At 47.2% G+C, this 12352-nt stretch carries 12 protein-coding genes; 6 read left to right on the top strand and 6 right to left on the bottom strand.

Going from position 1 to position 12352, the window contains the following annotated elements; genetic code table 11:
- Positions 1-3: 3 nt before the first annotated feature.
- Positions 4-1473 carry a GGDEF domain-containing protein gene (locus A3773_RS08290; protein ID WP_067984928.1) on the bottom strand — a complete coding sequence of 490 codons (1470 nt, stop codon included), beginning with the start codon at positions 1471-1473 and terminating at the stop codon, positions 4-6.
- Between the two features lie 277 nt (positions 1474-1750).
- Between A3773_RS08290 and A3773_RS08285 the strand changes: the two genes are divergently transcribed.
- Both A3773_RS08285 and A3773_RS08280 read left to right on the top strand, forming a co-directional pair.
- Entirely contained in the window at positions 1751-3079 is a 1329-nt protein-coding gene (locus tag A3773_RS08285; RefSeq protein ID WP_067984926.1) for a sensor histidine kinase, read from the top strand.
- The gene (locus A3773_RS08280; RefSeq protein ID WP_067984924.1) at positions 3076-3729 is read left to right on the top strand and encodes a response regulator; all 654 of its coding nucleotides are present in this window, start codon (positions 3076-3078) and stop codon (positions 3727-3729) included. Before A3773_RS08285 ends, A3773_RS08280 begins: the two co-directional genes overlap by 4 nt.
- Positions 3730-3742: 13 nt before the next feature.
- Here A3773_RS08280 and A3773_RS08275 read toward each other — a convergent pair whose 3' ends face one another.
- Positions 3743-4396, bottom strand: coding sequence for a response regulator (locus A3773_RS08275; protein ID WP_067984922.1), 654 nt, complete (start codon positions 4394-4396; stop codon positions 3743-3745).
- Entirely contained in the window at positions 4380-5762 is a 1383-nt protein-coding gene (locus tag A3773_RS08270; RefSeq protein ID WP_067984920.1) for a histidine kinase, read from the bottom strand. The genes A3773_RS08275 and A3773_RS08270 overlap by 17 nt, the downstream gene beginning before the upstream one ends.
- A gap of 195 nt (positions 5763-5957) precedes the next feature.
- Here A3773_RS08270 and A3773_RS08265 point away from each other — a divergent pair, with 195 nt between their 5' ends.
- From A3773_RS08265 to modC, 4 genes are all read left to right on the top strand, one after another.
- Positions 5958-6386, top strand: coding sequence for a hypothetical protein (locus A3773_RS08265; RefSeq protein WP_067984919.1), 429 nt, complete (start codon positions 5958-5960; stop codon positions 6384-6386).
- A 208-nt stretch (positions 6387-6594) separates the two neighbouring features.
- A complete protein-coding gene (modA, locus tag A3773_RS08260) occupies positions 6595-7359 on the top strand; it encodes a molybdate ABC transporter substrate-binding protein (RefSeq protein WP_067984917.1) in 765 nt (254 codons plus the stop codon).
- A gap of 10 nt (positions 7360-7369) precedes the next feature.
- The gene (modB, locus tag A3773_RS08255; protein WP_067984915.1) at positions 7370-8056 is read left to right on the top strand and encodes a molybdate ABC transporter permease subunit; all 687 of its coding nucleotides are present in this window, start codon (positions 7370-7372) and stop codon (positions 8054-8056) included.
- 15 nt (positions 8057-8071) lie between these two features.
- Positions 8072-9190, top strand: a complete 1119-nt coding sequence (gene modC / locus A3773_RS08250) for a molybdenum ABC transporter ATP-binding protein (RefSeq protein WP_075109514.1) — start codon at positions 8072-8074, stop codon at positions 9188-9190.
- A gap of 90 nt (positions 9191-9280) precedes the next feature.
- Here the strand turns inward: modC and nhaD are convergent, their stop codons facing one another.
- The 3 genes from nhaD to A3773_RS08235 all read right to left on the bottom strand — a co-directional run bounded on the left by nhaD (position 9281) and on the right by A3773_RS08235 (position 12303).
- Positions 9281-10510 (bottom strand): sodium:proton antiporter NhaD, encoded by a 1230-nt coding sequence (gene nhaD / locus A3773_RS08245; RefSeq protein WP_067984913.1) that lies wholly within the window; start codon positions 10508-10510, stop codon positions 9281-9283.
- 166 nt (positions 10511-10676) lie between these two features.
- Complete coding sequence (locus tag A3773_RS08240; protein WP_067984911.1) at positions 10677-11090, bottom strand: rhodanese-like domain-containing protein; 414 nt, start codon at positions 11088-11090, stop codon at positions 10677-10679.
- Positions 11091-11208: 118 nt separating this feature from the next.
- Positions 11209-12303: an enoyl-CoA hydratase/isomerase family protein gene (locus A3773_RS08235; protein WP_067984910.1), complete on the bottom strand. Its 1095-nt coding sequence runs from the start codon at positions 12301-12303 to the stop codon at positions 11209-11211.
- Between the last annotated feature and the right edge of the window lie 49 nt (positions 12304-12352).

Below are 12352 nucleotides of genomic sequence, written 5' to 3'. Positions count from 1 at the left end.
CACTTATTGCAGACTACCCTGAGCGCCCGAAAACGCCACTGAATAATAGGTTTGATTTTTACCTAAGCTTTTCGCCTGATACATAGCCGCATCAGCCACTTTCAATGCAGATTCTAAATCTATCATCTTTTCAATGAGACAAGCACCTACCGATACGGTAACGGGGCTGTGCTGATCCGTCCAATTATTAATACTCAAAGACCTTATTGTTGAGGTGATTTTATTACACACCTCCTCAACCCCCTCTTTAGTGGTGTCCGTAATGAGCACACAAAACTCCTCACCACCAAACCGACAGACCAGATCAAACTCACGTAACACCAGCGTCAACGTATTTGAAACAGTGACCAACACCTGATCACCGACATCATGGCCCGCCGTGTCGTTAATGGTTTTAAAGTTATCAATATCGATCATCAATACCGCAACAGCATTACCCGTCCGATGGGCCCGCCTTAGTTCCTTTTTACCTAGATAGAAAAACTGACGGCGGTTATATAAACCGGTCAATGGATCGGTATTGGCCGCTTGGATCAGCTTCTCTGTCACCTCACGCCGTGCGGCATCGATCTTCTCCTGAACATAGGCCGAGATACTGATCATTAAAACCAAAAACCAGGTCACAAATATAACAAACATACCGATATATGAAGAGTTGAGTTCATTCGATAGCGAAACGAAAAACAGCCCGACGGAAAAAGGCAGTACCATCCCACTGATGGACTGGAAACGCGCGATACGCCCACCTAAATAGGGACTAAGAATCGCTTTAAACCCGCCATAATCTGAGGTCTGTGCAAGTAATGACCAGCCTAACAGGAAACCGATAACAGCCGTGTATAGCGACATATGGCTATAAAAAGAGGCTAACCCGTAGGCATAACCAATAAATGAGATACATGGAATAGATATGGCCACATAAGCGATGATCTGTTGCAGACTTTTTCGATCGTAGATTCCGGCCAACGACGCACAACTGAGTATTAAAAACATAATGGCGGTATTGATACTTAGATAGTTACCTAAGGCTGAAGCGTGAACATGCCCCTGCTCCCGTTCAAAAATAATATTAGGTGGCAAAAACTCTGTGCTGAAAACATAGTCAATGATAGCAACAAGCACCGTAATCGCACTGACAGAAACCAAGGCTGTCTTCAAACACCCCAGAAGAGAAGGCTGGTTAGGTAACAGGATAGAGACACTCAGAAAGAGTGCGATAACGGCGGTAACCGGGTGGGTCGCAGGTTCCAGTGCAAGCGGACGATATAAAAACTCAACCTCCATCCAATAACCGAGAAGTATGATGACTGAAAAAAGAGTTGCGAGAATAGAGAGCTGAAACGAGATCAGAGAAAAAACACCGGGTAACTTCCACGCTTTAGACTTTAAGTATTCTTGTTCAATACTTGAGGCCAACTGATCAATATCGTGGGTTACACTATTACTCAACTTATTTACATTTTTTTTCGCCACCGATTTAATCCATTAAGTGAAGGTGAAGAGCTTTTCTGCATCTCATTCGACCGATGCGAATTGTGCATTTGCACAATAAAACTTAGTTCACCCCACACGATTCCTCAAGTATTCAAACTGAAATATCTGCATACACGTTTATTGCCTCCCTACGCGAATAACCAGCAAAACCTAGCCGCCAGCGCCACACCTCGTAGCCGAGATAAGGATCTACTATCTGGCATACAAACTGCTTAATAAACAATCAGAGAGATATGATGCTTTTTGAGGTCTAAGTATGAGTTTACGTAACCAAATCAATATTCGCGTGTTGAGTATTGTCCTTATTGTGTTAATCGCAGGGGGCGCCATCGCGATATGGAAAGCTAAAAGTTCAGTCGAGGATGAAGTCAGCTCCTCTTTTCAGCTCGTCAAATCGATGCTGGATTTTCAGCTAAAGCGTGAAAACATATTGATCTCACCGGAAAGCGAAGCGTCTTGGTTGACCCACCTCGCTTCCCTTAAAGAAACCCGTCACGTGAAGATAGTCATTTATGATAATGACGCTCCAGAGATGACCGCGACAGCCGCGCATATCGAAGAGGAAGAAAGCACACCGCCTCATTGGTTTGTTTACGCTGTAAGCCGCGACTTCCCTGTACTTGAGCACCGTATTCACTTTCCTAAAAATAGCCGTAAAAGTATCCTTATTGCGACCGATCCTAATGACGAAATCAATGAAGCATGGAGTGAATTTTTAACCCTATTTTGGTCTATTATTGCCATTCTCACCGTCCTATTTATGACCATTAACACCCTATTTAACTCAATGTTAAACGCCGTTATTGACATACTTAATCGCTTAAAAGCGATCTCTTCAGGGGAGTATGGTTCACCATTGGCTAAGCATCACATCCAAGAGTTTGATCTCATTTCACAAGAGATTAACGAATTAACGCGAGCGCTTGAGCAATCAAAACAAACCAATAAAAAGCTCACCAATCACAGCCTTAACATCCAAGAAAATGAAAGAAAGTCCATGGCTCACGAGTTACATGACGAGATGGGACAGTCGCTAACCGCAATAAAAGCCATATCTGTAGCAACAAAACAGCGACAAAGTGGCGCAACTGTCGCATGTGAGACAATTATCAGCATCTGTGACCACCTATCCAACATCGTGCGATCACGCATGCTAACCCTGCACCCGCTTTGCTTAGCCGAGCTGGGGCTGAAAGATACCCTAAAGAATTTAGTGCAAGAGTGGGAGCAAACCCATCTCTGCACACAGGTTGAACTTAAATTCGACGGCGAGCCTGATCAGATTGACCATCAAGCAGCCATACACATATATCGCATCACCCAAGAGTGCCTAACCAATATTGCAAAACACGCTAACGCTAGCCACGTCAGTATCCACTTAACACTCACGGATGCGAATGAGGTGTCACTGCTCATCAAAGATAATGGCTCCGGTATTTTGCAAGATGATAAATCAAAAGGCTTCGGTCTATTGGGCATAAAGGAAAGAGCTGAAAGCCAAGGAGGGAAACTCAACATTATCTCTAATCTTGGGGCAGGCATGTTAATCGATGTGTTTCTTCCACTTTCAGGAGTGAAGTCATGAGCAATAAACTTAATATACTTCTTGTCGACGACCATGAAGTTGTTCAAGCCGGATTCAAAATGCTGCTCTCATCCTATGAGCAGTTTGACCGGATCGATACCGCTAACAGTGGAGAGGAAGCGATTCAGCTCTACCGGAAATTACAACCTGACATTGTTGTGATGGATATATCGATGCCTGGAATTGGCGGCCTTGAAGCCATTAGGAAAATTGTTAAAACCTCCTCTGACGCGATGATTCTGGTTTACAGTATTCATGATAGTGCGGTCTATACTGAACGCGCCCTGCAAGCAGGTGCACGGGGCTTTATCAATAAGAACAGTGCCGCTAACTGTTTAGCCGAAGCGATTCTTTCTGTCAGCGCAGGCAACATCTTCTTAGATAAAGCACAACCAACCGTTGACCTTAGTGTCCGAAACGAAAAAGAAAATACAAACCCAAGTACGCCGGTAGAGTTGTTATCGCCGAAAGAGTTTGATGTGTTCTGCTTACTAGCCAAAGGCTTAAATGGGCATGAGATTTCGGCAAACATGTGTCTAGGCTACAAGACAATTGCAAATTACAGCACGCGGATTAAAAATAAACTCAATGCCAACACAACGGTAGAGCTGACTCATATCGCCCTCGCATCCGGTGTATTAAAGGTATAAAAGCCGTCGAACCTTATAGGTAATCCGACACGGAAACGACCCTTGCCTGTAATGCAGCATGCATAAGTTCAAGGTCGGTTTTTACCTCCAGCTTACTTTTAATAATGTAATAGGCGTTGGAGACGGTCTTAATGCTAATGGAGAGTGTTTCGGCAATATCCGCTTTGCTTTTTCCCTCCACCAGCATGCGCAATATCTCATACTCACGTGTGGATAACTTATTCACAATGGCCGATTTTCCATGCAAGCTATCCAAGGCAATCGCTCTAGCGATATCTTCGCTAATCGCTAAACCGCCTTTCACAACGTCCATAACCGCTTGAATCAGCTCTGCTGGGGCGCTGCTTTTAGTCACATACCCCTTAGCTCCCGCCTCAATTACTTTTTTCGCCATAGACGGGTTCTGATGCATACTAAACACCAATACTTTGGCTTTAGGGTCCAACTGACGAATCTGGATCAGAGTTGCCAGCCCCCCCTTACCCGGCAGTGACAGGTCAAGAATAACAAGGTCGGGCTGATGTTTCCGAAACAGAACATAAGCCTCTTCCCCGCTTTCGGCTTCAGCAACAATCGTAAAACTCGGTTGTTTATTTAACAGCGAGCGATAGCCTTCGCGCACAATTGCATGATCATCAACCAATAAAATATTAATGAGTCCCATCATCTGCCTCATATTCCGACACCGGTATAATCGCTTCGACTTTCAAGCCACCAAGCGAAGAGCGCGCTAAGTTAACCTCACCATTCAACGCGTTAACCCGCTCCTTAACACCTAACAACCCATTGCCCGGTTTTAATAAGGTTTCGGCACGGGTTAAGTTCCCATTATCCTCGATCTGTAATAACAGCTGCTCCCTCTCTGAATCAGGACAGCAGAGCAACACCTCAACCCGCGAGGCTGACGCATGCTTCACCACATTTGTCAGGCTTTCCTGGACGATTCTCAATAGATTAACCGCGACAGCGGCAGGGACCTGATCACACCGCCCCTCGGTCAGTAAATGGCAATCCACCCCTTGATGCTTCCCGTTCCACTCATCAATCATGGAGCCTAGATTTTCCACCAAGCCCAGTTCATCTAAGTCGGCGGGTCTCAACCTAAAGAGTAAGTTTTTCACTAACCCCATCATCTGTTGGGCAATTGCCGTAATTTGATTAACCTTAGGTGACAGCTCGGGACACTGCTCCTTTACCTCGCCCTCCATGTAGTACGCAATGGCACGTAACCCGGTTAACGACTGGCCTAGCTCATCATGTAGCTCACGACAGAGGTGCCGCCGTTCCTCCTCTTGCAAGTGCAGTAGCTTCATGGATAACTGCTTACGTTCATCAAAGGTTGCTTGCAAGGTAGCAGCCATCGAATTGATACGCTGTGCTGTGTCCTGCCACTCTTTCACCCTAAAGTCCGGCAACCTAACCTGGAGATCACCCTCTTGGATTTTACCTAATGCAGCAGTCGTCAACCGCACCGGCTTTAACACCCACCCCAAGGTGATATACAGCAATATACACAAGGTCATAACCGTAATAACGGACATCTCCATGAGATTACTCAGATCTCGCCACGCCCGATGCAACAGCACTAAAAAACTGGGTGTCGCACTAACCCTGCCTTTCACCTCCTCGTTAAACACCACATCAAGCTGGCTACCCTGCTCTGCCCCAAACTGGTAAATATAAAGGGTTTTAAACCATACAGGCCAAATTTCCTCTGAAACATCCCCTTTACACAAACTACGTTCAAGCTGCCCCTCTACGCTTTCATACTGCACACAGAAACCTGAAATACTGCTATTACTGTTTTGCCAAAGGAAAAAATCGGGGAACTCTGCTGGGTCCTGCATCAGGTTATGCGCTTTTAACAGTTGCCACTCCAGCTGCTGTTTAACCGAGTTAGCAATTTGCGCCGCCTGATCTTGAGCCTCTTGGTTCGACTGATACAACGCGACAACCGCCGACACACTCATCGCCACTGAACCGGAGAAGATAACGAGTAACATCAGCAATGTATTGAGCTTGATCGGTCTCATAGTAGTACGCACTTCATTAATTGTTAAAATTCATTCTAAAAAACAAACGGGATTCATGTATCGGGCTATATGCCCGACCCTAGTAGTCAATTTGGCTGTTACACCGCCACAAGATCCGAGCTAACTTATCCACTCACTTTATCAGTGACCGCGCAAAAGCTTTAGTCGCGGCTAAAAATAATAAGAGGATAAGTCATGAGCCTACAAAGCATCGAAGATGTCGTTGAATGGAAACAGTTTGGTGATTTAGAGCATTTTCGTTATTCGATACTCTATATTGATGATGAACAACAACGCGCCGAAATTCTATTTAAGTTCGAAGCAAACAAACCCATCATTCTCCATCGTCATAATTCACTGAATAAACTATTAGTGCTTAAGGGGGAGCATCATATCTTTAATGCGGACGGTTCGCTGTCAGAAATACGCGCCACCGGAAGCTATACAGTGGCACCAGCCTCCGACGCCCCCCATGCGGAGTGCGGAGGTGACGGCGGCACCCTTATCCTATTCAGTATTTTTGATAACACCTCCGGCGGTACCCTGTACGACCTAATGGACCCCGAACAAAATATCGTAGGCACCCTATCTATGTCCGACTTAGTCGCCCTGTATAACGCCTAGCCCCCGTTAAATACAAGAATACTGCCCCACAAGGCGGCCGAACGGCTCGGCCGCCTCTTAGCGTCCGCGCAGCCATACCCCCAAAGTAGAGCCCGCGTGCAGCCCGCACGACTTTTGATAACCTAGAATATCGGCTACCATGTAACCCACACAACAATCCATCATTCGATTCGTCTATCAGCGATAGCGTACACTACGGAGCCACTCGATGGGGTCAATCTCGGTTAGCTGCCTGCTCGTGTTGAGCTTGTTGCTCCACACCGCTCACGCAGACGATATTAATGTCGCTGTCGCATCCAACTTCACCGCCCCGATGAAAGAGATAGCCTCTTTATTCGAGCACGCGTCAGGCCATAAGGTCCGTTTATCCTTTGGTGCTTCCGGTAAGTTTTATGCCCAAATAAAACATGGCGCCCCCTTCCATCTCTTCTTTTCCGCCGATCAGCAGAAACCCGCTCAGCTAGAGCGTGAGGAACTTATCGTACCCGGCAGCCGTTTCACTTACGCCGTGGGTCAGCTCGCTCTGTGGTCAGCGCAAGAAGGGTTTATCAAAGCCAATCCTGATCGCTTATTAGCTCTTCAGTTTAATAAACTGGCGATCGCTAACCCCAAATTAGCGCCTTACGGTGTCGCGGCCATCGATGTACTCGAACATTTAGCCTTGATCGATCGAACAAAATCTAGATGGGTACATGGCGAGAATATTGCGCAAACCTATCAGTTTGTGAGCACAGGCAATGCAGATTTAGGCTTTGTTGCTCTCTCCCAAATAATGAAAGAGGGTAGATTAAAAGCAGGCTCCAGCTGGATCATCCCTGAGGCCTTGTATACACCGATTAAACAGGATGCGGTGTTATTACGATCGGGGGAAGATAGTCCCGCCGCCCAAGCCCTGTTAAGATTCATGAAAACAGAGCAGGCTGAAGCCATTATGCAGTCCTATGGTTATAAACCTTTAGCGCGAACCCAGTGAGCCTAGCACGATGAGTTTTTCCGAGGCCGATTTAACCGCCATTTGGCTAACCTTGCGTCTTGCGACGACCGTGACCCTATTACTTTTACTCATAGGCACCCCTATTGCGTGGTGGTTAGCCCGCACCCAATCCGTTTGGAAAGCGCCAGTCGCTGCCATCGTTGCACTCCCACTCATACTGCCACCCACGGTTCTTGGCTTTTATCTTTTAATCGCAATGGGACCCCATGGTTTTTTCGGACAATTCACCCAAAGCCTAGGTTTAGGGACACTCCCGTTTACCTTTTGGGGGCTTGTCGTCGCCTCTATCTTTTATTCCATGCCCTTTGTTGTACAACCGATCCAAAATGCGATGGAGGCGATTGGCGAGCGTCCTCTAGAGGTTGCCGCAACACTTCGAGCGGGGCCTCTAGATCGTTTCTTTAGTGTGGTTTTACCCTTAGCAAAACCGGGCTTTATCACCGCCTCAATCCTTGGCTTCGCCCATACGGTAGGTGAGTTCGGCATTATCTTGATGATTGGGGGTAATATCCCCGGCGAAACCCGCGTGATATCCGTGCAGATTTATGACCATGTGGAAGCGCTTGAATTTATGCAGGCCCATGCCTTATCTGGTGCCATGCTCCTGTTCTCATTCTCCGTGCTGTTAGCCTTGTATTGGTTACAACGTAAACAAAAAATAGCGCTTTTAAACTAGGTGAGGCACTAAACAATGAAACCGAACCTAAGCGACAACCCTATACGTGCCTCGTTTCAATTAAAGCACCAAAGTTCAAACCCTAAGCGCCATACGGATCAGTTTACGCTGGATGTGGACCTAACCCTCCCGGGTAGCGGAGTAAGCGTAATTTTTGGCCCATCGGGTTCAGGTAAAACCACACTGCTTCGTTGTATCGCCGGTTTAGAAACACCGGATCAGGGCAACTTAATCGTCAATGGCGAGGTTTGGCAGAACGCCTCCCTGTTTATGCCTACCCACCGGCGTCCGGTAGGTTACGTCTTTCAGGAGTCGAGCCTATTCCCCCACCTAACGGCTGGAGGCAATCTTGCCTACGCTCGCAAGCGTGCAGGTAAAAAAATATCGGCTCAATTATATGATCACGCTATTGAGATTATGGGCATCAACGATATTTTGCACCGCTCCCCTCAACAACTCTCAGGCGGCGAACGACAACGGGTAGCGATCGCCCGAGCCTTGCTCATTAACCCTCGGTTACTGTTGATGGATGAACCACTCGCCTCATTGGATAAGCGGCGAAAACAAGAGATTATTCCCTACTTAGAACGCTTAGGCGCCACACTGGATATCCCGATTATTTACGTGAGTCACTCAATGGATGAGGTTACCCGTTTAGCCGACCACGTTGTGGTGCTAAAGCAAGGTAAGGTCGCCACACAAGGGGGGCTGACCGAGGTCTTTTCACACATCGACCTTCCGTTGGATTACGGCGATGATACTGGGGTAGTCCTCCAAGGTCAGGTCGTTGAGCGTGACCCTAAATGGCATTTAGCCCGTATCGCATTTTCCGATGGTGAGCTGTGGGTACGGGACCGAGGCGATGCACTCCATCAGTCGGTCAGAGTACGCGTACTTGCACGGGACATCAGCTTAACCCTAACGCCAAGCACCCAATCCAGCATACTAAACACCTTAGCGGTCAAAGTAGATGCGATTACAGGGGATAGTGATGAAGCGATGTCATTCGTCCGTTTAAAAACCGGCGAGGAGTACCTGATCGCTCGCTTAACTTGCCGGTCAGTCGATTACCTTCAGTTGAAACCCGGGCAGTCCTTATGGGCGCAGATCAAGTCGGTTGCCATCGTACGCTAAGGTAATAGGGTAAAGCGTTCGATAAACACGCCCACAAACAAAAAAGGCTTGGTAATTTAAACCAAGCCTTTCACTAACCCTCAAATCAACTTACAAGCTCGCAATGGCCATCACCGACACGTAGCCCACCGTGTACGCAACCAGCAACCAATGAATAAAACGCAAGTAACTAATAAAAGAGACCTCTTCAAGCTTACTCAAAGCGATCACACCGGCAGCAGAGCCAATAATCAAGATAGATCCACCTACACCCACGGCATACGTTAACCCCAGCCATTCAGCGGTGCTCATACTAATACCTGACTTCAATATAGCCGCGGTTAATGGCACGTTATCAACCAACGCTGACAAAATACCCACCACAAAATTGGCCATATAGGTTGGCATTACATCGTAAAGCTGTAACAAGAACTCTAAGACAGACAGCTCTTTAAGCATACCGACCAACAGCAATACACCGAGGAAGAACAGTAAGGTATCAAACTCGATCTCCCTTACTGATTCTAAAATATTGGGTGATTTCTCGCTGCGATGGAAGATACGGTGCGTTATAAACATCACCGACAAGCCAAACAGGAAGGTCAACACGGGCGGTACCGAAAACGCAACGCTCATAAAGAGGGTGCTACCAATCGTCAAAAGGAAGAGAAAGGCGATTAACTTATCTGCTGTGGCGATAGGGCGTTTAAATTTCGGCAGTGTCACCTCTTCATTGGTCCCCCACATCAGTAATAGGGCCAAAGAAACAACCCCCGCAAATGCTGGGCCGATCAATAGGAATAGATCCGTAATATCCACTTTCCCTTCAAGGAAGATCATCAAGGTGGTCACATCCCCCGTTATCAAGGAGACGCCGCCGGAGTTCACCGCAAATACGATTAATGTGGCAAATTTAAGTGTTTGTTTCTTGTCTAACTTAAGCGAGGTTAGCAGGGAAAGCATAATCAACGATGCTGTAATGTTATCTGCTAACGAGGAGAACACGAGTCCCATTAGCGCCATTAAGATCATTAACTTTCGCAGCGTTAGTTTACTGGGCAGTAAACGGTACACCAGCTGAGTAATTAAACCCTGCTGGTTCAAATACGCAACAAACGTCATCGCGGCCATTAAAAATAACCACAGTGTCGCGATGTCCAAGAGGTTTTCATTTAATCCCTCCTGAATATGCTCAACACTATGCTCAGGGAACACAAAGGCGAGTATCCAGACCAGCGTACCAATAAACAGGGTCGATTTAGCTTTGTTTAAGTGGATCAGGTCTTCAATAATGATCAAGACGAAAGCGAGACCGATAAGGCTCAATAGCAAAACGTGCATCTTTAGTTCCCGATTTGAACTTAAGTAGAAAAAAGGTACACAATTATCCCTACATTCCTATTAGAAATAAATTGATAGTTGGAGCTGACCCAAAAGAAGCATAAAAAAACCTACTTAATATCGAATTAAATAGGTTTTAAGTAAACAAACCTAACAATAGGGTGAGTTAGGCGTGCGCTTTTTCTATGTATTCCGCGATAACGCCTTCGCCTTTTCGCCATCCTGCGAACCCACCACGGATATGAAGCACATCCGGCAGCCCCATCTCGACCACGGCCCGGCCAGCTAAAGCAGAGCGTAATCCACCGCCACAAAACAGCACGAAGGTAAGGTCCTGCTGAAATATTTTTTTAGCGTAAGGACTGTCAGGATCAACCCAAAACTCCAACATACCCCGCGGGCAATGGTAGGCACCCGGAATCACACCGTCCCGTTGCAGCTCACGAATATCACGCAGGTCGATAAACTGAACACCCTCTTTTCCATACAGGGTGATCGCCTCTGCAACCGTAATCTCTCGCACCACCTGATTCGCTTCATCAACCAGCGCCTTAATCCCTTTTTTAATCAAAGGTGCCATTGGTCATCTCTCCATTCACTTATTGTTATTCCGCGTTAAGCGCCAAGCAGGCTACGCATTATTAATTAACCCCGATTCATCTCTTAAACATTGGACCCATAGGGCGGTGGTCGCGCCGCTATAGATCGGCTAACGGATGTTGTGACCACGGCGAAACAAAGCAGGCCTCCACCTCCGCCGGATCCACATCCGCTAAGCAGCTAAACGCCCATTGCGGGGCGCCATCTTTATCCACTAATAGCGCACGTACACCCTCCGGAAAATCGGTTCGGCGACAGCACTGAACCGACAGAATAAGCTCGGCACAAAACACCTCTTTCAATGACATATGCTGAGTCACTGCGAGCTGCTTCTGAATCAATTTAATGGATAGCGGGCTACCATGTTTAATCGCATTAACCCCTCGCTGAATCCACTTATCATCACTCTTTACGGCCACTAAGGCCTCAACAAACCCATCCACATCATCATGATCCGTTATCCTCTGGATAAAATCATAATGACGTTGTACCGGCCCCTCTGGCGTCAACTGCGACCGGGACGCCGCCTCCAAATCACGTAACACACGATTAACCGCCGCAGTCGCATCGACCCACGATTCACCTAACAACCGTTCGAGCATTAGGTCACGCTGATCTGACGTAATAAAACGATCCGCCAACCCCAAAAATAACGCATCCGCGGCGTTGATAGGGTTGCCGGTTAAACCTAAAAACAGCCCCGTTCGGCCGGGCATATGGTTTAGAAACCAGCTTCCGCCCACATCTGGGTATAGCCCTATGGTGACTTCAGGCATGGCAAGGTGGGAGGTTTCTGTCACGATGCGATGACTACACCCATTCATTAACCCCATACCGCCCCCCATCACGATACCGCTCCCCCAACAGATAATGGGCTTATTATAGGTATGGATGGTGTAATCCAACCGGTACTCGCGGGTAAAAAAAGCGTCGGGTAATGGGCTGCAGGGATCGGCCTTAATCGCCTTACAAAGACTCACCACATCCCCGCCCGCACAAAACGCTTTGCTGCCAACACTATCTAATATAACCGCAACTATCCGCTCATCATGCCGCCACTGTTCAAGTTTTGGTTGAATAAGGTCAATCATCTCCAGTGAGAGCGCATGCAAAGAGCCCTCAGCATTTAAGCAGATCTCCGCAAGCCTCTTGCCATCTTGCGTTGGGTATTCGTTAAACCGTACACAGCTCATTCAACGTTCCTAATAGCGCCCTTGTAAGATGGGCGGTGGTTAGCCAGTT

This window comes from Neptuniibacter pectenicola (genome assembly GCF_001597735.1).
GTDB classification, from domain to species: Bacteria; Pseudomonadota; Gammaproteobacteria; order Pseudomonadales; family Balneatricaceae; genus Neptuniibacter; species Neptuniibacter pectenicola.
This window is presented reverse-complemented; position numbering and strand designations above follow the sequence as displayed.

Bases quoted from the DNA above. Each gene is read 5' to 3' on its own strand.
- modC (WP_075109514.1), top strand. From the start codon at position 8,072: ATGAAACCGAACCTAAGCGACAACCCTATACGTGCCTCGTTTCAATTA.
- A3773_RS08275 (WP_067984922.1), bottom strand. From the start codon at position 4,396: ATGATGGGACTCATTAATATTTTATTGGTTGATGATCATGCAATTGTG.
- modA (WP_067984917.1), top strand. From the start codon at position 6,595: ATGGGGTCAATCTCGGTTAGCTGCCTGCTCGTGTTGAGCTTGTTGCTC.
- A3773_RS08265 (WP_067984919.1), top strand. From the start codon at position 5,958: ATGAGCCTACAAAGCATCGAAGATGTCGTTGAATGGAAACAGTTTGGT.
- A3773_RS08270 (WP_067984920.1), bottom strand. From the start codon at position 5,762: ATGAGACCGATCAAGCTCAATACATTGCTGATGTTACTCGTTATCTTC.
- A3773_RS08235 (WP_067984910.1), bottom strand. From the start codon at position 12,303: ATGAGCTGTGTACGGTTTAACGAATACCCAACGCAAGATGGCAAGAGG.
- nhaD (WP_067984913.1), bottom strand. From the start codon at position 10,510: ATGCACGTTTTGCTATTGAGCCTTATCGGTCTCGCTTTCGTCTTGATC.
- A3773_RS08240 (WP_067984911.1), bottom strand. From the start codon at position 11,090: ATGGCACCTTTGATTAAAAAAGGGATTAAGGCGCTGGTTGATGAAGCG.
- A3773_RS08280 (WP_067984924.1), top strand. From the start codon at position 3,076: ATGAGCAATAAACTTAATATACTTCTTGTCGACGACCATGAAGTTGTT.
- A3773_RS08285 (WP_067984926.1), top strand. From the start codon at position 1,751: ATGAGTTTACGTAACCAAATCAATATTCGCGTGTTGAGTATTGTCCTT.
- modB (WP_067984915.1), top strand. From the start codon at position 7,370: ATGAGTTTTTCCGAGGCCGATTTAACCGCCATTTGGCTAACCTTGCGT.